This window comes from Ralstonia mannitolilytica (assembly GCF_000954135.1).
Lineage (GTDB): Bacteria > Pseudomonadota > Gammaproteobacteria > Burkholderiales > Burkholderiaceae > Ralstonia > Ralstonia mannitolilytica.
In genome coordinates this window covers 338,241-363,663 of the sequence record NZ_CP010800.1, presented here as the reverse complement: position 1 = coordinate 363,663, position 25,423 = coordinate 338,241, and the positions used below count along the sequence as shown (strand labels likewise).

Below are 25,423 nucleotides of genomic sequence, written 5' to 3'. Positions count from 1 at the left end.
CGCTCTCAAACTATGCAACAAGTTGCATAGTGAAGGGGTTCAAAAAACGTGTGCCTTCGGTGCCTTCAGTTGGTGGCGTGTTCCGGGTGCTGCGCACGTACCACGATGACGGTGCGGCGCGATAGTTTGGTGGTCCGCTCCGCCACGCTGCCGAGCAGAATGCGCGCGAGCCCATGCTTGCCCTGCGATCCGACGACGATGGTGTCGGCCTGCCAGCGCACGGCGTCGTGCTCCAGCGCGCTGCCGATGTCGTCATCGACGGCGCTTAGCATCAGCACATCGGTTTCGATGGCAACGCCGTCGGCTTGCAGCGCGCGATGCAGTTCGGCCAGGGAGTGGTCTGCCGTCTGGCGTTCGGCCTCGCGGAGTTTATCGACGTCGTAGATCTCCCGCGCCTCGGGCATGCGCGGGCTGCCGATGGCCCATACGACACGCAACCGCCCGCCGAATGCCTTGGCTAGCGCGGCAGCCTGGTCGACGGCGAGTTTGGCTTCGTGGCTGCCGTCAAAGCCGGCAAGGATGCGTTGATACATGATGCGCTCCGGGCGTTCGGGATGCTTTTGACTGTAGCAGCCTGGGTGGCCCAGCGGGATGCGCCTGGTCAAGCTGCCATCACATCCGCGCGGCGGTGTGCGCGGGGTGCGCGAACAACAGGTCCAGCAGCGCCTGGGCCGCTACCGACAGGCTGCGCCCGTCGCGCCGGATCACATACAGGGTGCGTACCAGCCCCGGCAATGGCAGTGGCCGCACCACCAGCTCGGGCAGGCGGAACTGGAACAGCGCCAGCGCGGGAATCACCGTAATGCCGAGGTTGGCCGCCACCAGCGCGGCCGCCGTCGCCAGGTGCTCGACTTCCATGCCGCTGCGCAGCTTGGTCGGGTGCAGGGCTGCATCCAGGTATTGCCGGATGCTCGTGTTGCGCGCGAGGTGGATGAACGGCACATCGACCAGATCGCCGACGCTGAGCGCGGGCTTGCGGGCCAGTGGATGGTCCTGGTGGCAGACGAGGTGGAAGTCGTCTGCGCAGAACGGTTGGGCGGCAAGCCCGGCCATGTCGGCGCCCATGGCGGCGATGGCGAAGTCTGCCGCGCCGCGCCGGACCATGTCGATGCACGGGTCGGACAACTGGTCGTGCAGCGCGAGCTGGATGCCCGGATGCTGCGCCGAGAATACGGCCAGCACGCCCGGGAGGATGCCCGCCGCGATCGACGGCAGCGCGGCCACCGTCACGCGGCCCGTGCGGGCAGCTGCCCGGTCGCGCAGGTCAGCGAACGTGGCTTCGAAATCGGCCAGCAGGCGCAGCGCGGATTCCGCAAAGGCTTCGCCCTCGGGCGTGAGTTCAACGTGGCGCGTGTTGCGGTCGAACAGGCGCACGCCGGCATCGGCCTCCAGGTTCTGGATCAGGGCGCTGAAGGCCGATTGCGACAGGTGGCAGGTCTGCGCGGCCTGCGTGAAGTTCTTGTGCTCGCGCAGCGCGGCAAACGCGCGGAGCTGCTTGACGGAGAGGTTCATGGGCATGCCGACGGATAGGCCGCCAGCTTATCGCGGGACCTACGCCGGAACCTCCAGCGTGAGCAGCGCGCTCGAGAGCGACTTGCCATGCGCATCCAGCGCCAGCGAGCGCGTCACGCCGCCGGCCAGCGCACCGTGCAGCACGAAATTCAGCGCGCCCAACTGCGGCAGCACGTGGCGCTCGACATGGCCGGTGACGAGTTCTGCGAAATGCGCGCGCACGCGCTCGGCCGTCACGTGCTGCTCCAATGCGGCAAAGTCCTCCGCACGATGCGCGATGACGGATATGCAAGAGATGTCGCCCTTGTCGCCGGCGCGGGTGTGGGCGAGGTCGCGAAGCAGTCGGCGCATGTCAGCTCTCCAGGATGTGCACGGCGTGCGGAGCGAGTTCCGCAGGGATCAACGTCGAGGCCACGGCGATGATCTCGCGCGCGCTTTTCGTTGCGCCGCCGCCGCCCGAGGGGCCGCAGGTCAGCAGCGTTTCGACTTCGTTGCCGATGCGCACGGCTTCGGCCATCGATTCGGTGCGCGCGGCCACGCGCACGCGCACCTCGTACGGTTCGGCGTCCGCGCGAGAGAGGGCCGCGCCATGCAGTGCATCCACGCCGATCAGCTCGAAGCGCGTCTGCGTCGTCTGCACGCCTGTGAGCGCCAGGCGCTCGCGCACGATGTCGAGCGCCAGCCGCCCGCGCGCCACGGCGTTGGGGCCGGCATAGCTGATCTGGCCCTCGCCGATGTAGCTGTCGAGATAGCCAATCGACACTTTCAGCTGGCCGGTACGCGGCGTGCCCGTTGCGCCTTCGATGACGACGCGGTCCTGGCCGGCGGTGCGCATGCGGACGTTGGAGAAGTCGGCCACGACGTCGGGCGTGAGGTAGCGCGCCGGGTCGTGGATCTCGTACAGCAACTGCTCCTTGCACGTGGCCTCGGTCACGATGCCGCCCGCCGCGGGCACCTTCGTGATGAGCACCGATCCGTCTTCCCCGACTTCGCCGATGGGGAAGCCCAGGCGCGCGAGACCGGGCACGTCCTTGACGCCCGGGTCGGCGAAGTACCCGCCGGTGATCTGCCCCGCGCACTCGAGCAGGTGGCCGGCCAGCGTGCCGCAGCCGAGGCGGTGCCAGTCGTCCATGCGCCAGCCGAAGGCGTGGATGAGCGGTCCGAGTGCCAGCGCCGGATCGGCCACGCGCCCGGTGACGACAACGTCCGCGCCTTGCGCCAGTGCATCGACGATGCCCTGCGCGCCAAGGTACGCATTGGCCGAGACCATGCGCGCACCGAGCGAGGCGACCGGCGCGCCGCCGTCCATGAGCGTGAAGTCATGGCCGCGTGCCCGCAGCAGGTCCAGCACGTCGTCGCCGGTGACGGCCGCCACGCGCAGCTTGAGGCCAAGCTCGCGGGCGATGTCGAGCGTGCGCCCGGCCGCCGCCTGCGGGTTGGCCGCACCCATGTTGGTGACGATGCGGATGCCGCGCGCCGCGCAGGCCGGCAATACGGCCCGCATGCGCGCTTCGAGCAGCGGGTCGTAGCCGTGCGTCGGGTCTTTGCGGCGCACCTGCTGTGCCAGCGCGATGGTGCGCTCGGCCAGGCATTCGAACATCAGCACGTCGATGTCGCCGTGCTCTGCCAGTTCCAGCGCCGGTTCGATGCGGTCGCCCGAGTATCCGGCGCCGCCGCCGATACGAAGTTTGTTCATGCCATCACCACGGAATCACGCCCAGCACCACGGCCGCAATCGTCATCAGCAGCGTGGCACCGAACAGGAAGGGGATCGAGAATTTCTGGTGGTCGGCCAGCTCGATGCCGCACAGCCCCACCACCAGGAAGGTCGCTGGCGTGAGCGGGCTCACCGGGAAGCCGGTGGTCATCTGGCCGAGCACGGCGGCCTGCGCGACATGCACCGGCGCGACGCCGAGCATCTTCGACGCCTCGGCCACCACCGGCAGCACGCCGAAGTAGAACGAATCCGGATCGAACAGCAGCGACAGCGGCATCGACAGCACGCCCAGCACCACCGGAATGTGATGCGCCATGGCGGGCGGGATGAAGTCCACCGCCGTCCTGGCCATCGCCGTGAGCATGCCCGACTTGCTCATGATGCCGGTGAACACGCCCGCCGCGAGCAGGATGCTGGCCATCATCAGCGCGGCCTTGGCGTGGGCGTCCACCCGCTGGCGTTGCTGGTCGACGTTCGGGTAATTGATGAGCAGCGCGGCCACCACGCCCAGCATGAACATCACCACCGGGTCGACCTTGCCGCTTACCATCACGCCCATCACGACGACCGTGAGGATCAGGTTGATCCAGAAATTGCGCGGGCGGCGCAGCGCCTGCTCGGCGTCCGACAGCGGGCGTGCGACGACCTGCGCGGCGCCATCGTGGTGGGCGAGGCCGAGGCGTTTCTCTTCACGCTTGCCCAGCAGCCACGCACACACGAAGACGAACACCAGCCCAACGGCCTGCACGGGGATCAGCGGATTGAAGATGTCCGTCACCGGCATGTGCAGCGAGGCGGATGCGCGGATCATCGGCCCTGTCCACGGCAGGAAGTTCACGCCGCACGCCATCGACGTCACGCATGCCAGGATGCGCCTGTCCATCCCGAGCCGGTCGTACAGCGGCAGCATGGCGGGAATGGTGATGAGGAACGCCACCGCGCCCGAGCCATCGAGGTGGATCAGCAGCGCCAGCAGCGCCGAGCCCACCACGATGCGCGGCGGACGGCTGCCGACGGTGCGCAGGATGCGGTCGATGATCGGGTCCAGCATGCCGGCGTCCGTGACGATGCCGAAGTACAGGATGGCGAAGATGAACATCCCGGCCACCGGGGCGACATCCTTGATGCCCCCGATGATGAACTTGCTGGTGTTCAGCCCGAAGCCGCCGATGAGCGCGGCAACGATGGGAATGGCGATGAGCGCGACCAGCGGCGACATGCGCTTGGTCAGGATGACGACGAACAGCGCAACGATGGTCAGCAGCCCGAGCAGTGCGAGCATGGTCTCCTCCGCGTTTTGGATTCGGAATCCCTGTTGGCGGGATTTGTCGGCGACTGTAGAAGCTCGCGATCTGCCTGTGAAACGGAATATTTGGATGAATTATGCGGATCCGCCGATGAATCCATCCGACGCGGTCGGCGGATTCGCGGCAGAATGGTGCGTCCAAACTTGCTGCTGGAGTGCCCGTGAGCGCCACCCCCACCGTCCTGATCCTCCCCGGCTGGCAGAACTCCGGCCCCGAGCACTGGCAATCGCGCTGGGAGCGCCTGCATGGGGATCGTCGTGTCGAGCAGCGCGACTGGTTCACGCCCAAGCGTGCGGATTGGGTGGCGGCGCTCGAGGCCGAAGTCAGCGCTGCGCCGGGCGACGTGGTGCTGGTCGCGCACAGCCTGGGCTGCGTGCTGACGGCGCACTGGGCGGCCGCATCGCCGCGCGCGGTGCGCGTGCGCGGGGCGCTGCTGGTTGCGCCGCCGCAGCTCGATCGCGCCGACATGCCAACCGAACTGGCGGACTTCCGCCCCATGCCGCAGCAGCGCCTGCCGTTTCCTTCCGTGCTGATCTTCAGCACCGACGATCCATTCAGCGACGCCGGCTGGAGTGCGCGCCAGGCGTCCGCGTGGGGCGCCGAGCCGATCGACCTGGGCCCGCGCGGCCATATCAATGCCGAGTCCGGCCTGGGTGACTGGCCGGAAGCTCGCGCCATCGTCACCAAGTGGACGAAAGACCTCATCTGAGAGGTGGACTTGACCCTGAAGCTTCTTCAGGGTTTTGAATGGAGGGCATGAAACCCGATCTCGCCTCCACCCTGACTGTCCACGACGCCGCCGCCAAGCCGGAAGCCCCGGCTTGCGGCGGTTGCTGCGGCCACCAGCCGCCGGTCGCAATGGACACTTCCCGCCACGCACACGATCACGGCCACGATCACCACGATCATGGCCACGCGCACGCAGCCGCGGCGCTCGCCGATGACACCGCCCGCGCGGCAGCCACGGGCCGCACCACCGTGCGCATCGAGCAGATGGACTGCCCGACCGAAGAGCGCATGATCCGCGCCAAGCTGGGCAGCGCCGATGGCGTGGTCGCGCTGGATTTCAACCTGCTGGAGCGTCATCTGACGATCCACCACACCGTGGACGACGTGACGCCGTTCCTCGAAGCCCTGCGCGCCATCGGCATGGACGGCGAGGTGCTCGAACAGCACGGTCGCACGGCGACCGCGCAAGTGCCGCCGGCCGGCATTTCGCGCCGCACGTGCTGGCTGGGGGTGGGCGGCGTGGCGGCGTTCGCTGCGGAGGCCATTGCGTGGTCGCTCGGTGACCATGCGTGGCCGGTGCTGGGGCTGGCGCTCGCCTCCATCGCGCTGGCCGGCGGCCCGACGTTGCGCAAGGGCTGGATCGCCCTGCGCGCATTCACGTTCAACATCAACTTCCTGATGGCGGTGGCCGTGATCGGCGCGCTGCTGATCGGCAAGTGGGCCGAAGCGGCCATGGTGATCTTCCTGTTTGCCGTGGCCGAGGCGATCGAAGCGCGCGCGCTCGTACGTGCCCGCGATGCCGTGCGCGCGCTCACCGCCATCGCGCCCGATACCGCGGAACTGGCCGATGGCGCCGGCGGCTGGCGCGACGTCGCCGTCGGGTCGGTCGCCATTGGCGCGCGCCTGCGTGTGCGCACAGGCAGCCGCGTCCCGGTCGATGCGCGCGTCGTGAGCGGCCGTGCGGCGCTCGATGAATCGCCCGTCACCGGCGAGAGCCTGCCCGTCGAGAAGGCCGTCGGCGACACCCTCCTCGCCGGCACCATCGTCACCGACGGCGTGGTGGAGGCGCAGGCCACGGCCGTGGCGGCCGACAGCACGCTCGCCCGCATCGCCGGGGCCATCCAGGAGGCGCAATCGCAGCGCGCGCCCACGCAGCGCTTCGTCGACAGGTTCTCGTCCGTCTACACGCCCGCGGTGATGTTGCTGGCGCTGGCCGTGGCCATCGTCGGCCCGCTGGTGACGGCCGACGGCTGGCTTGCCTGGACGTATCGCGCGCTGGTGCTGCTGGTGATCGCCTGCCCCTGCGCGCTCGTGATCTCGACGCCCGTGACGGTGGTCAGCGGTCTGGCTGCCGCCGCGCGGCGCGGCATCGTCGTCAAGGGCGGCGTCTACCTGGAAAGCGGACGCCGCCTGCGCGCGCTGGCGCTGGACAAGACCGGTACGCTCACCGCCGGCCGGCCGGTGCTCGATGCGGTGGTACTGCCCAACGGCGAACGCCGCGCCGTCGCCGCGCTGCGTGCCGCAACCGACCGCGAACACCTGCAGGCGTTGGCCGTCGCGGCTGCACTGGATGCCAACACCACGCACCCGATCGCCGTGGCCATCGTGCAGGCGGCTGCCCAGCACGGCGGCGTGGACGCGGCTTCCGTCGAGGATCTGTCGGTGCTGCCGGGCCGCGGCGTGGCGGGCACGCTCAACGGCGTGCGCTGGCACCTCGGAAATGCCGCGCTGGTGGCGGATCGCGGCTTGGACACGCCGGCCTGGCGCAGCGCTGCGGAATCGCTGCAAGCCGAAGGCATGTCGGCGGTCACGCTGTGCGATGCGAATGGTGCCGTGGCGCTTTTCGGCGTGCGGGACCGCGAGCGTGCGCAAAGCGCCGAGGCCATCGCCGCACTGCGCGCGCTCGGCGTGACACCGGTCATGCTGACCGGCGACGATCGCCGGGCCGCGTGGGCCATCGCCAGGACAGTCGGCATCGAGAACGTGCACGCCGAACAGCTGCCTGCCGACAAGCAGCGTGTGGTGGGCGGACTCGCCGCGCAGCACGGCTTTGTCGGCATGGTGGGCGACGGCATCAACGACGCCCCGGCCCTCGCGCGCGCCGACATCGGCTTTGCCATGGGAGCGGCCGGCACCGCCACGGCGCTCGAAGCCGCCGACGTTGCCATCATGGACGACGACCCGCGCAAGCTCGCGAGCTTCATCCGCATCAGCCGTCGCACGGTGGCCGTGCTGCGTCAGAACATCGTGCTGGCCCTCGGTATCAAAGCGGTGTTCCTGGCCCTGGCCGTGATGGGCGACGCCACGCTGTGGATGGCGATCTTTGCCGATGTGGGCGCGAGCCTGCTGGTGGTGTTCAACGGCTTGCGGGTGATGCGCGCGCGCGTTTGAAGGCCGGGGGCGCCTTCAGCGATGCACGCCCCGGATGTGCTTGTGCGCGTGCTCGGCTTCGCCATGATCGTGCCCGTGCCCGGCGTGGTGGCCGGCGACCGCTTCCTCGTGCAATGACTGCAACACGCCGCACTCCGCCACCGACGCGGCCCTCGTACAGCGCCGCCCGATCGCCTCGATCTGCCGCTTCAGATCGTTCAACTCGGCAATGCGTGCTTGCACATGGCGCAGATGCTCGTCCAGCAGGCTGTTGATCTCTTCGCACGAGGCCTGCGGGTTGGCTTGCAGCTCCAGCAGCCGGCGGATCTCGGTGTGCGCCATGTCGAGCGACCGGCACTTCGCGATGAAGGCCAGCTGCTCGGCATGCTCGGGCGTATAGACGCGATAGTTGTTGGCAGCACGTGCGGGCGGCGGCAGCAGGCCCTGCGCTTCATAGAAGCGGATGGTCTCGATGCTGATGCCCGTGCGCTGGGCGAGTTCGCCAATTTTCATACGCGTTGAAAGGAATGGTCAGAAGACGGTCGGTTCAGCCGTGACGGATTCCACGCCAGCGACCTTCAGGCAGGCGTCCATGCACGCGCGGCAGGCGGCTGCGCAGTCCACGCAGTGCCCCTGCTCATGATGGTCGCATTCTTCTGCGCACTGGCTGCAGATTTCGGCGCAGTCTTCCAGCAGCAGTTCGGCAAATTCGCTGTTCCGCTCCAGGAACTTGCGGGTGAGCGCGCAGTATTGCCCGCAGTCGGTGCACACGCTGATGCAGCGCGCCATGGCCGCGGCGTGCCCATTCTTGCTGCATTCCGCCGCGCAATGATTGCAAGCGTTTTCGCACGCCTGGAGCGCCTGGATCACACTGGCAAAACGCTTGGCATTCTCTTTCGCGGTCGGACGATTGGTCATGTCGGTTCTCCTTTTGGCAGTGGATGTGCGCGCAGGGGCGCTTCGAAGAGCTGCGCCGGGGAATCGCCCGAACGCACCTCTCCAATTTAGCAACTGGCGCTCCACTGTGTGGGCCGACGTGTGCCTTAAGCGGCTTGTGCCTCGTTCTTGCCGCTGCGCAGCATGCCGCTGCCCGCGTGGGTGATCAGCCGGTTGACGCCGCCCACCACCGCGCGGATCGACGCGGTGGTCAGGTTGGCATCCACGCCCACGCCGAACACGCTGCCGGCCACGCCCGGCGCTGCCACTTCCGCGAAAGCGATCGCGTCGGCATTGGCGCCTTGGCCCAGTGCACGTTCTTCATAGTGGTGGATCGACACGGGTGCCGTCAGCACGTGCGACAGCGCATGCACGAGCGCATCCAGCGGCCCGTTGCCCACGCCTTCGCAGATGTGCTCACGATCGGCAATGTTGACGACCAGGCGGATGTGCTGGCTGCCGTCTTCCTGCTCGGTCAGGCGGTGCGACACGTAGCCGATTGCGCCATCGCTGCGCAGATACGTCTGCTGGAACAGTGCCCAGATGTCGGCGGCGGTCACTTCGCGGCCGCTTTCGTCGGTCAGCTTCTGCACGGTGCTGCTGAACTCCACCTGCAGGCGCCGCGGCATCGCCACGCCATAGCCCGATTCGAGCAGGTATGCGATCCCGCCCTTGCCCGACTGGCTGTTCACGCGAATGATCGAGTCGTACGTGCGGCCCACGTCGGCCGGGTCGATCGGCAGGTACGGCATTTCCCAGATGGCGTCGGGCTTCTGCACGGCAAAGCCCTTCTTGATCGCATCCTGGTGCGAGCCCGAGAACGCCGTGAACACCAGGTCGCCCACGTACGGATGGCGCGGATGCACCGGCAGCTGCGTGCAGTCTTCGCACGTGCGGGCCACGTCGTTGATGTGCGAAAAATCCAGGCCCGGATCGACTCCTTGCGAATACAGGTTCAGCGCGAGTGTGACGAGGTCCACGTTGCCGGTGCGCTCGCCATTGCCGAACAGGCAGCCTTCCACGCGATCGGCGCCGGCCATCACCGCCAGTTCAGCCGCTGCCACGGCCGTGCCGCGGTCATTGTGCGGATGCACGGAGAGGATGATCGAATCGCGGCGCGCCAGGTTGCGATGCATCCATTCGATCTGGTCGGCGTAGATGTTTGGCGTGGCCATCTCCACCGTGGCAGGCAGGTTGAAGATGATCTTGTGCTCGGGCGTCGGCTCCCAGACTTCGGTCACCGCGTTGCAGACCTCCAGCGCAAAATCCAGCTCGGTGCCGCTGAAGACTTCGGGGCTGTACTGATACGTCCACTGCGTCTCGGGCATCGTCTGCGCAATCTCGCGGATCAGCTTGGCGCTTTGCACGGCAATGCGCTTGACGCCTTCGCGGTCGGTGTTGAACACCGTGCGGCGGAACACCGGCGCGGTCGCGTTGTAGACGTGGATGATGGCGCGTTTGGCGCCGCGCAGCGATTCCATCGTGCGGCGGATCAGGTCTTCGCGGGCCTGCGTGAGCACTTCGATGGCCACGCCGTCAGGGATGTGTCCGCCCTCGATCAGCTCGCGGACAAAATCAAAATCGGTTTGGGAGGCAGCGGGGAAAGCGGCTTCGATTTCCTTGAAGCCGATCTGCACGAGCATCTTGAACATGCGCATCTTGCGCTCGGCGTTCATGGGCTCGAACAAGGCCTGGTTGCCGTCGCGCAGGTCCGTGCTCATCCAGATCGGGGCACGGGTGATCGTCTTGTTGGGCCAGGTGCGATCGGCGAGGGCGATGGCGGGGAAGGGGCGGTACTTGGTGGCGGGGTTCTTCAACATGGTGCGTGCGTCCTGTGAGATCGAGATCGGTTTCGTACAACGGGGACGGCCGCGCGGGCAGCGTCCGGGGTGGCCGGAATCGGGTTCGGGAGGTGGCGGCCAGACAGCCACGGGCGCGTGGTCTGGCAACCGGTCGGTAGTCGTAGCGAAAGCGGGATCGAGGCAGACATGAGAAAGCTCCAACGATTCGGCGCACGGACTGCGCCACACACAAGGCCCGTCGCCGCTCAGGGCACGGACCGGTCAAACACCGGAACGAGGGGGAAAGAGAGGTCTACGCGCTTACACGCGTAGTAGAGAAGCGGATAGCAGACCGCGCACGCACGAGAGGGTGCGCGCAGGAGCGGTACGGAGGATGGTCTGCTGAGAATGCATCCGGCGATAGTGATGGGGAGGGCGGGGTGTTGTCAAGCTGCCTGGGCGGATTCCGGACGGCTTTTTTGGGCACATGAACCACCAGATCCAGAGCCGACGAAAACGTGTGCAGCCCGCCAGAAGCCATGTGATGTGGCGCCAGCAGAACCCATCCGAACCTGCTTTAATACACCCCGTCCATACCGCCAGCCCGCTATATCGAAGGCGTCATAACGGTAAGACTCCCCTCACGCCCCACAAGGAGAATCCCCCAATGGTCACGTTGAACATCAACGGCAAACCGGTGGAAGTCGATGCGGATCCGTCGACCCCGCTGCTCTGGGCGTTGCGCGACAACCTGGGCCTGACCGGCACGAAGTTCGGTTGCGGCGTTGCGTCGTGCGGTGCCTGCACGGTGCACCTGAACGGCCAGCCCACGCGCAGCTGCGTGCTGCCGATTTCCGCAGTGGCGGGCCAGCAGATCACCACGTCCGAACACATCGCCGACGACAAGGTCGGCAAGGCCGTGCTCGAGGCGTGGGTCAAGCATGACGTGGCGCAATGCGGCTACTGCCAGAGTGGCCAGATGATGAGCGCGGTCGGCCTGCTGCGCAGCAAGAAGAAGCCGACCGACGCCGATATCGATGCCGCGATGGCCGGCAACCTGTGCCGCTGCGCGACGTATCAGCGGATTCGCGCGGCGATCCACGACGCTGCGAAGTCGCTGGCGTAAGCCCCACCGGAGAACCCACGATGCGTATTCGAAACCTGGAAGCGCTGGCCGGTGGCGGCGCGCAACATCAGCCGGCAACTGCGGATGCCGGCGCTCGGGCTACGGTGGCGCTCGACCGCCGCAGCTTTCTGAAACTCACGACGCTGGCCGGTGGCGGGCTGGCACTCGGGATTGCGCCCGCACTGGCCGGCGCGCAGGACGCGAAGGCCAAGCCGCCTTCGCCGCCGCAAGCGTTCATCATCATCGCGCCGGACAACACCGTGACGGTGGCCGTGAACCGGCTCGAGTTCGGGCAGGGCGTGCATACCGCGCTGCCGATGGCGCTGGCCGAAGAACTCGACGTGGACTGGCGCAACGTGCGCGGCATGCTCGCGCCGGCGGGCGATCCATACAAGGACCCGGGCTTCGGCATCCAGATGACGGGCGGCTCGACCGCGCTGAACCATTCGTTCCAGCAATATCGCGAGCTGGGCGCACGTGCGCGCGCGATGCTGATTGCTGCCGCGGCCGAGCGCTGGAAGGTCGACCCGTCGACCTGCCGCACGGTCAACGGCGTGGTCACGTCGGGTAGCCATCGCGCGACGTACGGCGAGCTCGCGCAGGCCGCGATGGCCCTGCCGGTGCCGGCGCAGGTCACGCTGAAGAACCCGTCGCAGTTCCGCATCGTCGGCAAGCCGACGCCCCGCCTCGATGCGCGCGCGAAGCTCGACAGCTCGCTCAAGTTCGGTCTCGACACGCGCCTGCCGAACATGAAAGTGGCCGTGCTGGCGCGTCCGCCGCGCTTTGGCGGCAAGGTCGCCAAGTACGATGCGGCGGCGGCCAAGGCGGTGAAGGGCGTGGTCGACGTGTTGCAGATCCCGACCGACCGCGGCGGCAGCGGCGTGGCGGTCATTGCCGATGGCTACTGGCCCGCCAAGATGGGCCGCGACGCCCTGCAGGTCACGTGGGAAGACGCCGGCTCGACGGTGTCCACGCCCGCGCTGATGGAGGAATACCGCAAGCTCGCGGGCCAGCCCGGCACGGTCGCCAAGACCGCCGACGTGAGCGGCATTGCATCCGCGCCCACGCGCATCCAGGCCGACTACGAGTTTCCGTACCTGGCGCACGCGCCAATGGAGCCGCTGAACTGCACGATCGACCTGCAGCGCGACGGCGGCAAGACGACCGGTGCCAAGGTGTGGGTCGGCTCGCAGTTCCAGACCATCGACCAGGGCGCGATCGCCAAGGTGCTCGGCGTGGCGCCGGACAAGATCGAGCTCAACACGATGATGGCCGGCGGCGGCTTCGGCCGGCGCGCGATCACCACGTCGGACTATGTCGTGGAAGCTGCCAACGTGGCCAAGGCCTACGCGGCTGCCGGCCACAACGGCCCCGTCAAGGTGATCTGGAGCCGCGAAGACGACATCCGCGGCGGTTACTACCGGCCGATGCACCTGCACCGCGTCAGTGTGGGTGTCGACAACAGCGGCAAGGTGGTTGGCTGGGATCACGTGATCGTCGGCCAGTCGATCCTCAAGGGCACGCCGTTCGAGGCCTTCATGGTCAAGAACGGGGTGGACGAGACCATGGTGGAGGGCGTGATCGAGAACCACTATGGCTTTCCGATGCAGCTGACGGTGCATCACCCCGACGTGAACGTGCCGGTGCTGTGGTGGCGCTCGGTGGGCCACACGCACACGGCCTACGTGATGGAAACCATGGTCGACGAAGTGGCGCACGCCGTCCGGCAGGATCCGGTGGCCTTCCGCATGGCGCGCTTCACAGGCAGGGAACACGAGCGCCATCGCGCGGCGCTGCAGCTGGCTGTCGACAAGTCCGGCTACGGCAAGCGCAAGCTGCCGAAGGGCCAGGCGTGGGGCGTGGCGGTGCACGCGTCGTTCGAGTCGGTCGTGGCGTATGTGGTCGAGGTGTCGATCGACCAAGGCAAGCCGCGCGTGCATCGCGTGACCGCCGGCGTGCACGCCAACCGCGTGGTCAACCCGATGGGCGCCGAAGCGCAGATCCAGGGGGCGTGCGTGTTCGGCCTGGCGATGATCCAGCCTGGGTTTGCCATCGAAATCGAACACGGCGCCACCAAGAACAGCAACTTCACCGACTTCCCGCCCGTGCGCATGCCGGACGCGCCGCCGGTGAACGTGTTCTTCGTGCCGTCGGAAGACAACCCGACCGGCCTGGGCGAACCCGGCACGCCGCCGATCGCGCCGGCGGTGGCCAATGCCGTGTTTGCGCTCACCGGCAAGCGGCTGCGCAAGCTGCCGTTCGATACGGTGTGACCGTCATCCACGCGTGATGTGATTGGCGCCGGCATGCAGCAATGTATGCCGGCGTTTTACTGCGGAGCGTTTCTTGCTGCGCACGCTCTCTCACGAACCGGAGATCATCATGGCACTCAATATCCTGTACACCGCGCACGCCAAGGCCACGGGCGGCCGCAACGGCCACACGCAGACCGAAGACGGCCAGGTGTCGCACGACTTGTCGGTACCGAAATCGATGGGCGGCCCCGGCAAGCCCAATACGACCACCCCCGAAGACCTGTTCGCAGCCGGCTATGCCGCATGCTTCGGCTCGGCGTGCGACTTTGTGGCCAAGACCGTACTCAAGCTCAACCCCACCAGCATCGAGATCCACTGCGACGTCGGCATCGGCACACGGCCCGAAGGCGGCTTCGGCCTGAAGGTCGGCCTGACCGCGCGCATCGGCGGGTTGTCGCAGGGCGATGCGGATGCGCTGGTCGCCAAGGCTCACGAGGTATGCCCGTATTCGAACGCCACACGCAACAACGTGGAAGTCACGCTCAAGACCGAGGTCGTCTGATGTCGCAGCGGCCTGTGGTGGGTGTCCTGCTGGCCGCGGGACGCGGCAGCCGGTTCGATCCGGCCGGCGCGGCCAACAAGCTGCTCGCGCCGCTGCGCGATGGCGTCACCGCCGGTACGCCGGTCGCGTTGCAGGCCGCGCGGCACCTGAAGCAGGCGCTGGACGATGTGGTGGCGGTGGTGCCCGCTGCCGCCACGCATGGGGCCCAGGCTGAGCGGCTGGCCGCGTTGCTGGCTGAGGCGGGCTGCGAGGTGCTGCGATGCGCCGACGCCGCGCGCGGCATGGGCGCCAGCCTGGCCGCCGGGGTGGCGGCCCGACCGCACGCCGGCGGCTGGGTCATCGCCCTGGCCGACATGCCGTGGATCGCCCCCGCCACCATCGCGCAGTTGGCCGGTGCGCTGGACGCGGGCCACTGCGTCGCACCGTTTTACGAGGGGCAGCGCGGGCACCCGATCGGCTTTGGCGCCGATTTCTTCGCGGGCCTGGCGTCGCTCGATGGCGACGAAGGCGCACGGCGGCTGATCACGCCGGGCACGCTCATCCGCATCGATACGGACGATGCCGGCATCCTGCGCGACGTCGATACGCCTGGCGACCTGACGCGTTGATCCACCCTCGGTGCCAGTTCGGCTGGCTGGGGTAACGCCGGCGCTCTCTTGCCAGCCCGGTGCGGCCCAGGGTTTCCTGAACGGAACATCCATGGTTCCAATCATGGAACCACGAAAAAGGGACTGCACATGGGGGGCTGTTGCAGACTGCGTATCCCGAACGGATCGACCGCCGTCTCCAGGCGCAATCGATCCTGCACGGACCACATCACCCCGCCCAGACTTGTCCACAGCAGCAGTCAAACCGGTTGCAAAAGCGTGTGCAACCGCTTGACGCGCAAGGAGTTGTTGCAGGATGTAACACCCCGTCACGATGTGGATAACTTGCGCTTGACACGGCAGCTTCCCGTGCTCGGCACGTTTGTCGAAAACCGTCAAGCCCTTTGTGATTTCGGGACTGGCGGCCATGGCCGGTTATGCACAGAACATGTGGATAACTCTGTGGGAAACCTTACCCGGCCCGCGTGGTGACGCGTTTGTGTCGGCGTTGCCCGCGAATTTGGCAAGGTGCGTCAGCGTTAAGACATCTTCATTGCCGTCGGCGCGTGCAACGTCTGATTACAACTTGAAACAGCACGTTGTGCACTGGCTGGCCAGACTTTCGGTACGCGGTCGGTGATGGCAACCGACGCATTCCAAGGAGAAGAACATGATTCGGGTACTGACGACTCTGCTGGCCGGTGTGATGCTGCTGACGGCAACCGGCTGTGCCAACATGACGGCGCGCCAGCGCAATACAGCCATCGGTGCGGGCGTGGGCGGACTGGCCGGCGCTGCGCTCATCGGCGGTCCGGGGGCAACCTTGGGCGGCGCCGCACTGGGCGGTCTGGTCGGCAACGTGACGACGCGCTGATCGACGCCCGTCCACACAAGAAACGGACCTCCGCGGTCCGTTTTTTTTTATGCCCGCGCGCGGCTGTGCGAGCGTAGAAGCGCCTCCAGCGCCGGCACCTCCAGCGGCCGGCCGAAGAGAAACCCCTGCACTTCATCGCACGCGTGGGCCGCGAGGAAGGCCGACTGCTCGGCCGTCTCAACGCCCTCGGCCGTGACGGTCATGTTCAGCGCGCGGGCCATCGCGATGATGGTCTTGGTCAGGGCCACGCAGTCGGGTACCACCGGTACGCCGCTGATGAACGATCGGTCGATCTTGATGTTGTGGATCGGCAGGCTGCGCAGGTACGACAGCGAGGAAAACCCGATGCCGAAGTCATCCAGCGAGATACGCACCCCGCGCGCAGCGAGGCTCGTGAGCAGCCGCTGCGTCGACGGCCGGTCCGCCAGCAGCACGCTTTCGGTCAATTCAAGCTCCAGGCGCGTGGGCGCCAGGCCGGATGTCCTCAGCGCTTCGTCCACGTCCTGTTCGATGACGCCCGCATCGCACTGCCGCGCCGACACGTTCACCGCGATGCGTCCCGTAAAGCCGAACTCGCGCGCCCACGCCTGGCCTTGCGTGCACGCCTGCATCAGTGCCCAGCGGCCCAGCTCGAGGATGTAGCCAGACTCCTCTGCCACGTCGATGAACTCGGCGGGCGACACCGCGCCGAGCTCCGGATCCGACCAGCGCATCAGCGCCTCGACCGCGACCATCTCGCGCGATGCCAGCGCGTACTTCGGTTGATAGACCAGCCGCACCTGGCCGCGCGCGAGCGCCCTGCGCATGCGTTCGTTCAGGGTGAAGCGGCGCAGCATCTGGGTTTCAAGCGCACGCGAATACCGTGCGACGCGGTTGCGGCCCTGTTCCTTGGCCCGGTACATGGCCGCCTCGGCGTGCATGACGAGCGTGCCCGCGTCGCCGCCGTCTGCCGGAAAGACCGCCACGCCGATGCTGGCAGAGAGGTGCACTTCGCGCTGGTCGCCGGCAAAGGGCTTGGCCAGCGCTTCGAGCACCTGCCGCGCCAGGCCATCGGCTGCGGCCGGGTCTTCAATGGCGACGCAGAACCGGTCCCCGCCCAGGCGGGCCAGCAGCGCGCGCGGGCCGGCTGCGGCCCGCAGGCGCTGCGCCGCGGTGTTCAGGATCTGGTTGCCCGTGTGGTGGCCCATCGCCTCGTTGACCGTCTTGAAGTGGTCCAGGCCGATGTAGAGCAGCGCCAGTTCACCGCTGGCCTGCAATGCCAGCCGCGCATCGAGCCGCTCGACGAATGCGGCGCGATTCGGCAGGCCAGTGAGCGAGTCCTTGGTTTCAAGCAGGCGCAGCTGCTCGTGCGCCGAGCGCTCGGCCGTGATGTCGCTGAAGATGACCAGCACCGCGTGCGGCGAGGCGCTGTCGGGCGAGAACATCGGCAACACCGATTCGCGCAGCCAGACGACTTGCCCGTTGGTCGCCTGCACGCCCACCACGACGTTGCTGACGGCGCGTCCGGTGCGGGCCGCTATGGTCGACGGCCACGCGGCGCGCGGCAGGATGGTGCCGTCTTCGCTGAACATCATGTCGGAGAACGCGGCGCGCGGCCGCCCCTTCCACGACGCGCCGGACAGGCGAAGGATTTCCGCCGCGCTGCGGTTGTAAGACAGGACCCGCCCGTCAATCGACAGCGTCAACACGCCTTCGCTGAGGTGGTTGACCACAAGCCGATACTGGTCGCGCAACTCGCGGGTCTGGCGGTATTCGGTTTCGAGCCGCAGCAGTTTGACCAGTGCGGCGACATAGTGGCCGCAGGCGTCGCGCAAGGCTGCATCGCCGGGCGGTGTTGAATCCGGGGCGGGGTAGAACAGGCAGAGCAGATCTTCACCTGCCGCGATGCCACCGTGTTGGGCGGGAATGCGGCACAGCCAGGCAGGGCGTGCATCGGCCAGCGCGCCAGGCTCCATGTCGTTTCGTGTGGAAAGCAACACTGTCACTGGGGCATCGCCGGCGCGAACGGGCTGGCCGGCAGGTGCTTGAGCTTGGACATGCGCAGGTAGGCGATGGCGATGAAGTTCTGGCTCGTCCTGAAGCCGCGCGCGGCGCGCTTGGCCTGCTGCAGCAGCCCGTTCATCGCCTCGACGAAGGCGTTGCTGCGGTGATCGACCATGCCGCGCACCACCGCGTCGAACCGCTCCTTGAGCGTGGCGGCCAGCTTCTTGAACGGCTCGAGCCGACAGCGCCGCGCCCAGCTCAGCCAGGCCCTGAGGTCGGATGCGGCCTGTTCGATGCTGTTGTGCGCTGTGGCCCGCGCGTACACCTCGCGCAGCGCCATCTTCAGCCGCCACGCCCGCGCGCTTTTGAGCGTCGAGCGCTGCAGCCAGTGCATCGCCTGGATCTGGCGGGCGCTCCAGCTGCTGGGGTTGCGCCGCATGCCCCACAGCAGCTGCCTGAGCGTCTTACGCTGGCCAGTGCCCAGCGCGGCTCGCACCGCCTGCGCGTCGGTGGCCATCTCCGCGCGGCGCACCTGGTCCATCGCCTCGATGGCCATCGAGACGACGTGAAAGCGGTCGTAGCTGATCTGCGCCTCGGGCAGCGCCAGCGCCACGCCCTTGGCGTAGGCCGCGCTCATGTCCATGCACACGTGCCGCACCTGGGCGGGATCGCCGCCATGGGCCTTCAGATCCTCGGCGAACTCCACCACCGTGCGGTGCTCGCGCCCCTCGGTGGCGAACAGCAGCCGCTTGCGATCCAGGTCGTGCACGACGGTGATGTAGTGCTGCCCGCGCCGCAGGCTGGTCTCGTCGATGCCCACCGTGCGCACGCCGGAGAAGTCTTCCAGCGCACGCGCCTGCTCGACGTAGAACTCGATGCGCCGCCACAGCCGCTTGTCCTTGCAGCGCAGCAACTCGGCGGCCTGGCGCACCGGCAGGTCCAGGCACAAGGTCAGCGCCAGCGCTTCGAACGCCGCGGTGAAGCCCGAGCCCGGACGCGCCCAGGGCACGGCCACCTGCGTGGTCTTGCCGCAGGCACCGCAGGCCACGCGCGGCACGTCGCAGTGCAGCCAGGCCTCGAACTGGAAGAAGTCCAGGTGCCGCCAGGATCGGCGCAGCCGGTCGTGCACCGGTTGCGTGGCCGCACCGCATGCCGGGCAGGCGATCCTGCTGGTGTGGCAGCCGATCTCGAAGTCGATACGCCGCTTGGCGGTGTCGAGCCTGACGTCATCGACGACCCACGGCGGCTGCAAGCCCAGCGCGCTGGTGAACAGAGCTTCTACGGCAATGCCCATGGACTCATCCTCCTGCTCAAACCCGCCCGGTGGACATGTGCACAGGCCGACCAGCGGCCTGCACACATGCCCACCGGGCTCGACGACCAGGAGTCATTGTGAGTGTTGTGTTCCACACGAAATGACGAAGGACCGCGCGCCAGCCAATACCTCTCGCAATGCCGCGGGCACATTGGCGTGGCGCACCAGCTCGACCGGGGGCAGATCGTGCAGCAGGGGCGCCAGGCTCGCGAGGTCGGTGTCGAGCGTGTCGGGTGCCGGCGGGGCCGGGCGCGTTGCAGATGCGGGCCGGGATGCCAACTGCGACCGTGCCGTCTGTGTGCCGTATAGCCTGGCACGCCCCGACACCACACGCACCACGACGCAGAGCGAGTTCGGCAACGTCGCTTCGATGGCCCTGAGCACCGCCTGCAGCCGCTCGCCTGGCGAGGTGCTCGACGGCAGTGTCGAGAGCAGGTAATCGAGGTGTTCATAGGGCAATGCTGCGCCAACGGTTTCAGCGCTGAGGATGCGTTCACCGGGTTTGCCCGGCATCTGCGCATCGAGCGGCAAGGGTAGGCCATGCACCACCACCTGCTGGGCCGGCAGGCCTTCGAAGCGGGTCGGGGTGACCGTCAGGCGGACGCGCACGGGGTCGGTCAGGGCGCCAAGCGCGATGGCCGAGACGAGCTGTGCTTGCGGCGCCTGCGGCCCCTCCGGCATGGCGGGGTCGGCGTGGTCTGCGTCCGCAGCGGCAAGCCAGGCCGGAACATCCTGGAAGAAGCGGGAGAACGGCTCGCCCAGCAATTGATCGGCAGATGCCGCGTGCAACATGCAGACCCCCGCCGCATTGGCATACACGATGCGGCCCTCGAGCACGACATAGAGCGGAACGGGCAGGCTTTGCGCCGACAGCGGGTAGGAAAGTTCGTCTTGCATCCCACGCTCCAACCAATGGTATGGCCCACGAGATCTCGCCATGCACGGATCCGCGGCGCTGGGCCGGCGGAAGGGGAGACAACATTCTTCATGATGCGCAAAAGTCGTGCGTGGCGCAAAGTCTCGTTTGTGGCGAATACAACACTTTGATTGGGCTGTGCCCGCAGCCCACCCTTGTATTGCGACGTTCGGCCCGGCCCTGCGAGATCGAGGTCATTTGCGTGGCGTCGGTGTGTTCAATACGGTTTGACGTTTTTTTACCGTGCGGGAAAGTGGATTGATTGATCGCTGCGTAAGCTCCAATTCGCGCGGATATCAATAGGCACGTCTGTCGTCAAGCCGAAATGCGGGTGGAGGATTCCGCAGAACCTTCAAGGCGAAAAGAAGCCCCCTTGGCAAATTCGAGAATGCCGGCACGCCCGGGAATGCAAATCGCGCATGCACGGCACGCTCAAAAAGAACCACACCTGCGCCATTGAAACCACGCCACGAATTCGTATGCGGGAACGCGGTCCGACGATGGCCCTTGAGACAGCATCTGGCGTGCCAAGCCCGGGCGCCCGCGTGAGACGGGTGGTGTTCAACTCTGCTGCTATCGCTGCGGTCGTGGCCGTGCCGTTCTCTTGTACCGGTAAGCGCCGACTCGTGCGCCATGCCGGTTTTGTCGACGGCGCTAAGCCGCATGCTTTGAAGCTTCACAATTGAAACCATTGAAATTTGATTTCAGTTGCGAATACAATTCGCCTAATATTCTGCCCACACCGGACTTCATACCGGTCTTTATCGGGAGCCCATATGGCGACATACAAGGAATTGATTGCACAAAAGGCCAAGCTGGAAGAACAGATTGAAATGGCGCGCGCCAAGGAACTGGAAGCCGTGATTCAGCAGGTTCGCCAGACGGTTGCCGAATATGGCCTGACGGCGGAAGATCTGGGCCTGGTCCCGCGCCGCGGTCGCCGCGCGGGCGCCAAGTCGCCGGTGCCGCCCAAGTATCGCGATCCGAAGACCGGCGCGACATGGTCCGGCCGCGGCCGTGCGCCGGCCTGGATCGGCAAGAACCGCGACAAATTCCTCATCGCCTGATCCGCATCCGGCGTACCGCACGGAGCAAAACGGCTCACCGCTCTGGTGGGCCGTTTTTGTTGGAGCGGGCGCCGCATGTTCCTGTATAACGCTGGCATGACGCCCCGCCTGCCCAAATACCTCGAACTGGCCGACCGCATCCGGCTGGACATCCTGCACGGCAACCTGCCGGCCGGCAGCATCGCCCCCAGCGAGAATGAACTGGCGCAGCGCTACGCCGTATCGCGGCTCACGGCGCGCCGTACGCTCAACGAGCTCGCCGCGCGGGGGCTGCTCAAGCGTGCACGCGGCCAGCGCAGCGTGGTGCTGGATTCCTCGGGGCCGCATCGGCCGGTGCTGTATGCGCGGGGGCAGTCTGATGCCGCGCTCGAATACGTGCCGGGCGCGGTCTACACCGTCAGCGCCTTCCAGCTCCGGCCGGCCGACGAAGCCGTTGCCGCGGCGCTGGAGCTCGAGCCCGGCGCGCAGGTCGCCTTCGTCGAGCGCCGTGCGCGCGTGGACGGGCAGACCATCATGCTGCTGCGCACGTGGCTGACCTCGAGCCTGGCGGCCATGCTCGAAGCACGGGACTTTGAAGACCGTCTTTTCGTGCAGGTGTTCCAGCGTGCCAACCTGACGATCACGCGCTCGCGCGAGGCGACGCTGGCGTGCCTGGCCGATGCCCACCAGGCTGACGCGCTTGGCGTGGCGGCCGGTGTGCCGCTCGTGCGCGTGCGCCGCATCGGCTATAGCGTGTCCGACCTGCCCATCTCCCTGACGTATTGCGATTTTTCGCCGGAGCGCTATCTGCGCGAAGTCGATCTGCGGGTGTTGCAGAACGACGAGCGGGCATGACCATGCTCCATCGCGCACTTGCGCCAGCACGGTGCAGAATCCGCGCCACACACCCCTGCGTTGGGACTTGTCTGCCACGGGTATTCAAGCTAGTCTGCGCCCCTTCCCGCGCAACGCATTGATTTGTGACATCCCGGCCGCCGTCACGGTATTGGCACGGCTGTTGCATTCGATCGCGCCGTCTCAGCGGGGCAGGTTGAGCCGCCTGCCGCGCGAAGTCGATTCAACACAACGGAACCACAAGAGGGAGAAATCAACGATGCAACTCAAGCGACGTTTCAAGGTGGCCGCGGCGGGCCTGACCGCCGCCGCCGGCCTTGCCGCCGGCGCAGCGCAGGCACAGTCGTCCGTCATGCTCTACGGCCAGGTGGACGCCTGGGCCGGCGCAACCAAGAACCTCGGCGCATCCGATCGCGCCTGGGGCGTCAATTCGGGTGGCATGTCGACGTCGTACTGGGGCATGAAGGGCAGCGAAGACCTGGGCAACGGCCTGAAGGCGATCTTCACGCTCGAAGCGTTCTTCCGTCCCGACACCGGCAAGGTCGGTCGCTTTGACGGGGACCACTTCTTTGCCCGCAATGCCTTCGTGGGCCTGCAGTCGAACACGTGGGGCTCGATCAAGCTCGGCCGCAACACCCCGCCGTATTTCGTCTCGACGATTCTCTTCAACCCGTTCATCGATTCGTATACGTTCTCGCCGATGGTGTTCCACACCTACCTCGGCAACGGCCGTACGGGCACCGCCGGTATTTCGGGCCTGGTGGGCGATTCGGGCTGGGACAACTCGATCATGTATTCCACGCCCGATTTCAACGGGCTGACCGGCAACTTCATCTACGGGGCAGGCGAGCAGGCCGGCCACAACGGCCAGAACAAGTGGGGCGGCAACTTCCTGTACTTCCACGGCAACTTCGCGGCCACGGCGGCGTTCCAGCAGGTGCGCTTCGATGCGAGCCCCGGCGACCTGAACGCCCTGGTGACGGGCTTCTCGCGCCAGACGGCTGCGCAGCTGGGGGCGACATACGACTTTGGCGTGGTCAAGCTGTACGGCCAGTACCAGTACATCAAGAACACGATCAACACGGGCGATGCCAAGAGCAACGGCGGCCAGCTCGGCGTGTCGATCCCGGTCGGCCCGGGCAGCATCCTCGCGTCGTACGCGTACACGAAAACCAGCGGTGCAGTGGACGTGAAGCGCAATACGTGGGCGGTGGGGTACGACTACGCGCTGTCCAAGCGCACCGACGTGTATGCCGCGTATTTCCGCGACAAGGTGTCGGACCTGAGCTCGGCCGACACGTTCGGCGTGGGCATCCGCGCGAAGTTCTGAGCGGAGTCGTCTCGCTTTTCTTGTCATCTGCCGCCCGCGTGTCGACAGCGTGGGCGGGATATTCCAGCGGCGCCCCGATGTGGGCGCCGTTTTTTATGCGCGAAGGAAGACGGTGTCAGCCGGTGCGTGCCAGGCGCAGCGGCGTTTCTGCGCCGACCTGCGGACCGTTCAGCAACATGGCGCCGCGCTGCGTGGCGACGAACACGGCTTCGGTACGGCTGCGCACTTCGAGCCGCCGATAAAGCGCATTGATATGCGCTTTCGTGGTCGCCTCCGAGATATTCAGCATGCGGCTGATGGTTTTGACCGGATGGCCGCGGGAAAGCAGAACGAGTATCTCGTATTGGCGCTGCGTGAGTCCGAGCAATGCGCAGTCGTCATGGCCCCGGGGCGCGCCGGCCGCAATGGTTTCGGGCCGGGCCAACACGACGGACGCAGGCACATAACGGCCACCGGCCAGCACGAGTTCGAGTGCCGCCCCGATCAATTTGCCGGAATAGCTTTTCAGCAGATAGGCCGAGACATTCAATTGCATGAGCGCGCGCACGTGCGCAACCGAATCGTTTTCGCTCAGTACGGCGACATGCCGCGGATGCGGCTGCTGGAGCAACCGCGAGAGCGCCGGCAGATCGTCGATGCCCGGCAGCGGCAGGCCGATCAGGGCGAGTTCGGCGTCCGCATGCGCCGCGAGGTTTTCAAAAAGGTCTTCGTCCGGTTCGACGCTGACAACCTCGGAAATGGCCGGCAAGGATTGCAAGACGTGAGTCGCGCCGGCACGCACCAACGGGTGTGCCTCTACTACGATTGATTTCACTGCGCCGCCTGTCTGGTTATGGTTGTTTTTCCCATTTCCCGGAATCGCCGTCGCTGCGCGGATTTGGATCGGTGGGATCCAAAATCAATGCAAACGGGCTTGTGGAAACGCAATGGCGCGCGGCTTCGGTATATTTCCCCGTTCAACCGGCAGTCACCACGCAGCGGTGCCGCCGGGCCGAAACCTTGGCGCGCCAATCAGGCGCAATTTCCCTCCCGGTTTTTTGCTTCTTTATGTCGCCAGGCGCGGAGGATTAACCCCGCCAAAAATCGCAGAATAAATCCCCAGCATGCTTGTTGCACCCATCAATCGGATGTAAACCTTTTTGCTTATCCCGATCGGCGGTGTGCCAGACCCCTTATAGATATCAGGATCGGACGGCGGCAGCCAGCCCCACTTCATGCCCATTGACGTAAACGTCAAGCAGCGTTCGCGGGCCGTCAGGCGAGGAAACGGCAGGCGTGTGGCACCTATTCGGCAACGACCGAGAAGCGCGGCATCGAGAGCGGTTGCTTGCCGTCGCGGCCATAGGGTGTGCCGCCGCCGTTGTTGGCAGCGTGCAGGACTTGCAGCGCGTTCTGCGTGGCACGCAGGCGCAGGTCGATGAGGACGCCGTTGTCGAGGTTGCGCTGGCGCAGCGTGCGGGCCAGGGCCAGGTTTTCGTCGAACAGGCGGCTGGCGGCTTCGTCGGTGCGCAGGTATTTGACCAGCCCGTACGGATCGGCGCCGCCGTGTTGCGCCCACCAGAGGCGGCGTTCACGGTCGGCTGCGCCGAGGGCGGTGAGCTGCTGGTGCTTGGTCTGGGTAATGCGCTCGAGTTCGACCATGTCGCCGTCGCGCAACGCCTGCGCTTCGGCTTCCAGGGTCTGGTTGGCGGCGCGCAGCAGTTCCTGCTCGTCGGCCAGTGTGCGGATCAGCAGTGTGTTGTCCATGGGCGAGGCGACCTCAGCTTGGGCAGCCGCCGGCCGGCACACCGCCCCACCGCGTGCGGCCAGGGGCCGGCGGCGTCTTCAGGGTTGGAGGAGGCGCGACGGGAGTGTCCCGTCAGGCCTTTTTGCTTTGTGCCGAGAGCAGCGACTGGGCGTCGGAAAGCGCCGCATCGGCGATCTTGCCGGCGTCCATCTTCAGCGTGCCGTTCTGGATGGCATGGCGGATCTGCTCGACGCGGGCGGCATCGAAGTCGCCGCTGCCCACCTGGCGCGAGACCTGTTGGACTGACAGCGACGGCGCATCGCCGGTGTGGCGCGCCGTGCCCGCCGCTGCCGTGCTGGCGGCATGCGAGCCAGCGGCACGCGTCGACCCGGACGCAGTGTCCTTGGTCGGCGCAATCGCCGGGGCGTTGTTGACGATATGGTTGATTTTCACGGGTGTCTCCGAAGAGCGCGTTCATCCTAACACCCATATCGGC

25 protein-coding genes are annotated in these 25,423 nt (G+C 66.8%); 11 read left to right on the top strand and 14 right to left on the bottom strand.

What is annotated here, in order from left to right:
- Positions 1-65: 65 nt before the first annotated feature.
- The 5 genes from TK49_RS18285 to TK49_RS18265 form a co-directional block, all read right to left on the bottom strand.
- Positions 66-533: a universal stress protein gene (locus TK49_RS18285; protein ID WP_045218795.1), complete on the bottom strand. Its 468-nt coding sequence runs from the start codon at positions 531-533 to the stop codon at positions 66-68.
- 79 nt (positions 534-612) lie between these two features.
- On the bottom strand, positions 613-1,512 hold the full coding sequence (locus tag TK49_RS18280; protein ID WP_045218792.1) for a LysR family transcriptional regulator: 900 nt from the start codon (positions 1,510-1,512) through the stop codon (positions 613-615).
- A 39-nt stretch (positions 1,513-1,551) separates the two neighbouring features.
- Positions 1,552-1,863, bottom strand: coding sequence for an AtuA-related protein (locus TK49_RS18275; RefSeq protein WP_045218789.1), 312 nt, complete (start codon positions 1,861-1,863; stop codon positions 1,552-1,554).
- A 1-nt stretch (position 1,864) separates the two neighbouring features.
- Entirely contained in the window at positions 1,865-3,208 is a 1,344-nt protein-coding gene (locus TK49_RS18270) for an acyclic terpene utilization AtuA family protein (protein WP_045218787.1), read from the bottom strand.
- 4 nt (positions 3,209-3,212) lie between these two features.
- Complete coding sequence (locus tag TK49_RS18265) at positions 3,213-4,511, bottom strand: CitMHS family transporter (protein WP_045218785.1); 1,299 nt, start codon at positions 4,509-4,511, stop codon at positions 3,213-3,215.
- Between the two features lie 185 nt (positions 4,512-4,696).
- Between TK49_RS18265 and TK49_RS18260 the strand changes: the two genes are divergently transcribed.
- Both TK49_RS18260 and TK49_RS18255 read left to right on the top strand, forming a co-directional pair.
- On the top strand, positions 4,697-5,245 hold the full coding sequence (locus TK49_RS18260; protein WP_045218782.1) for an RBBP9/YdeN family alpha/beta hydrolase: 549 nt from the start codon (positions 4,697-4,699) through the stop codon (positions 5,243-5,245).
- A 47-nt stretch (positions 5,246-5,292) separates the two neighbouring features.
- A complete protein-coding gene (locus TK49_RS18255) occupies positions 5,293-7,656 on the top strand; it encodes a heavy metal translocating P-type ATPase (RefSeq protein WP_045220311.1) in 2,364 nt (787 codons plus the stop codon).
- Between the two features lie 15 nt (positions 7,657-7,671).
- Here TK49_RS18255 and cadR read toward each other — a convergent pair whose 3' ends face one another.
- The 3 genes from cadR to leuA form a co-directional block, all read right to left on the bottom strand.
- Complete coding sequence (gene cadR / locus TK49_RS18250) at positions 7,672-8,148, bottom strand: Cd(II)/Pb(II)-responsive transcriptional regulator (RefSeq protein ID WP_045218780.1); 477 nt, start codon at positions 8,146-8,148, stop codon at positions 7,672-7,674.
- Between the two features lie 18 nt (positions 8,149-8,166).
- Positions 8,167-8,553 (bottom strand): four-helix bundle copper-binding protein, encoded by a 387-nt coding sequence (locus tag TK49_RS18245; RefSeq protein ID WP_045218778.1) that lies wholly within the window; start codon positions 8,551-8,553, stop codon positions 8,167-8,169.
- A gap of 125 nt (positions 8,554-8,678) precedes the next feature.
- Positions 8,679-10,391 carry a 2-isopropylmalate synthase gene (gene leuA, locus TK49_RS18240; RefSeq protein ID WP_045218776.1) on the bottom strand — a complete coding sequence of 571 codons (1,713 nt, stop codon included), beginning with the start codon at positions 10,389-10,391 and terminating at the stop codon, positions 8,679-8,681.
- 628 nt (positions 10,392-11,019) lie between these two features.
- On the opposite strand from leuA, the gene TK49_RS18235 reads away from it, so the two are divergent.
- The 5 genes from TK49_RS18235 (at position 11,020) to TK49_RS18215 (ending at position 15,756) form a co-directional block, all read left to right on the top strand.
- Positions 11,020-11,478 (top strand): (2Fe-2S)-binding protein, encoded by a 459-nt coding sequence (locus tag TK49_RS18235; protein ID WP_045218774.1) that lies wholly within the window; start codon positions 11,020-11,022, stop codon positions 11,476-11,478.
- Positions 11,479-11,498: 20 nt separating this feature from the next.
- Positions 11,499-13,751 carry a xanthine dehydrogenase family protein molybdopterin-binding subunit gene (locus TK49_RS18230; protein WP_045218771.1) on the top strand — a complete coding sequence of 751 codons (2,253 nt, stop codon included), beginning with the start codon at positions 11,499-11,501 and terminating at the stop codon, positions 13,749-13,751.
- Between the two features lie 109 nt (positions 13,752-13,860).
- Positions 13,861-14,295: an organic hydroperoxide resistance protein gene (locus TK49_RS18225; protein WP_045220309.1), complete on the top strand. Its 435-nt coding sequence runs from the start codon at positions 13,861-13,863 to the stop codon at positions 14,293-14,295.
- Positions 14,295-14,903 carry a nucleotidyltransferase family protein gene (locus TK49_RS18220; protein WP_045218770.1) on the top strand — a complete coding sequence of 203 codons (609 nt, stop codon included), beginning with the start codon at positions 14,295-14,297 and terminating at the stop codon, positions 14,901-14,903. The genes TK49_RS18225 and TK49_RS18220 overlap by 1 nt, the downstream gene beginning before the upstream one ends.
- A gap of 649 nt (positions 14,904-15,552) precedes the next feature.
- The gene (locus tag TK49_RS18215; protein WP_082062863.1) at positions 15,553-15,756 is read left to right on the top strand and encodes a hypothetical protein; all 204 of its coding nucleotides are present in this window, start codon (positions 15,553-15,555) and stop codon (positions 15,754-15,756) included.
- Positions 15,757-15,803: 47 nt separating this feature from the next.
- Here TK49_RS18215 and TK49_RS18210 read toward each other — a convergent pair whose 3' ends face one another.
- The 3 genes from TK49_RS18210 to TK49_RS18200 form a co-directional block, all read right to left on the bottom strand.
- A complete protein-coding gene (locus TK49_RS18210; RefSeq protein WP_082076356.1) occupies positions 15,804-17,711 on the bottom strand; it encodes a putative bifunctional diguanylate cyclase/phosphodiesterase in 1,908 nt (635 codons plus the stop codon).
- Between the two features lie 26 nt (positions 17,712-17,737).
- Positions 17,738-19,033, bottom strand: a complete 1,296-nt coding sequence (locus TK49_RS18205) for an ISL3 family transposase (protein WP_045218767.1) — start codon at positions 19,031-19,033, stop codon at positions 17,738-17,740.
- A 93-nt stretch (positions 19,034-19,126) separates the two neighbouring features.
- On the bottom strand, positions 19,127-19,951 hold the full coding sequence (locus TK49_RS18200) for a hypothetical protein (protein WP_045218765.1): 825 nt from the start codon (positions 19,949-19,951) through the stop codon (positions 19,127-19,129).
- A 438-nt stretch (positions 19,952-20,389) separates the two neighbouring features.
- On the opposite strand from TK49_RS18200, the gene TK49_RS24615 reads away from it, so the two are divergent.
- From TK49_RS24615 to TK49_RS18185, 4 genes are all read left to right on the top strand, one after another.
- The gene (locus tag TK49_RS24615; RefSeq protein ID WP_157774013.1) at positions 20,390-20,656 is read left to right on the top strand and encodes a hypothetical protein; all 267 of its coding nucleotides are present in this window, start codon (positions 20,390-20,392) and stop codon (positions 20,654-20,656) included.
- Positions 20,657-20,746: 90 nt separating this feature from the next.
- The gene (locus TK49_RS18195) at positions 20,747-21,037 is read left to right on the top strand and encodes an H-NS histone family protein (protein ID WP_045218763.1); all 291 of its coding nucleotides are present in this window, start codon (positions 20,747-20,749) and stop codon (positions 21,035-21,037) included.
- 96 nt (positions 21,038-21,133) lie between these two features.
- Positions 21,134-21,871: a GntR family transcriptional regulator gene (locus TK49_RS18190; protein ID WP_045220302.1), complete on the top strand. Its 738-nt coding sequence runs from the start codon at positions 21,134-21,136 to the stop codon at positions 21,869-21,871.
- Between the two features lie 259 nt (positions 21,872-22,130).
- Complete coding sequence (locus TK49_RS18185; RefSeq protein WP_045218761.1) at positions 22,131-23,201, top strand: porin; 1,071 nt, start codon at positions 22,131-22,133, stop codon at positions 23,199-23,201.
- A 115-nt stretch (positions 23,202-23,316) separates the two neighbouring features.
- On the opposite strand, the gene TK49_RS18180 is transcribed toward TK49_RS18185, so the two are convergent.
- The 3 genes from TK49_RS18180 to flgM all read right to left on the bottom strand — a co-directional run bounded on the left by TK49_RS18180 (position 23,317) and on the right by flgM (position 25,380).
- Positions 23,317-24,015 (bottom strand): LuxR C-terminal-related transcriptional regulator, encoded by a 699-nt coding sequence (locus TK49_RS18180; protein ID WP_082062864.1) that lies wholly within the window; start codon positions 24,013-24,015, stop codon positions 23,317-23,319.
- Positions 24,016-24,485: 470 nt separating this feature from the next.
- The gene (locus tag TK49_RS18175) at positions 24,486-24,947 is read right to left on the bottom strand and encodes a flagella synthesis protein FlgN (protein WP_045218757.1); all 462 of its coding nucleotides are present in this window, start codon (positions 24,945-24,947) and stop codon (positions 24,486-24,488) included.
- Positions 24,948-25,059: 112 nt separating this feature from the next.
- Complete coding sequence (flgM, locus tag TK49_RS18170; protein ID WP_045218755.1) at positions 25,060-25,380, bottom strand: flagellar biosynthesis anti-sigma factor FlgM; 321 nt, start codon at positions 25,378-25,380, stop codon at positions 25,060-25,062.
- Positions 25,381-25,423 lie beyond the last annotated feature (43 nt).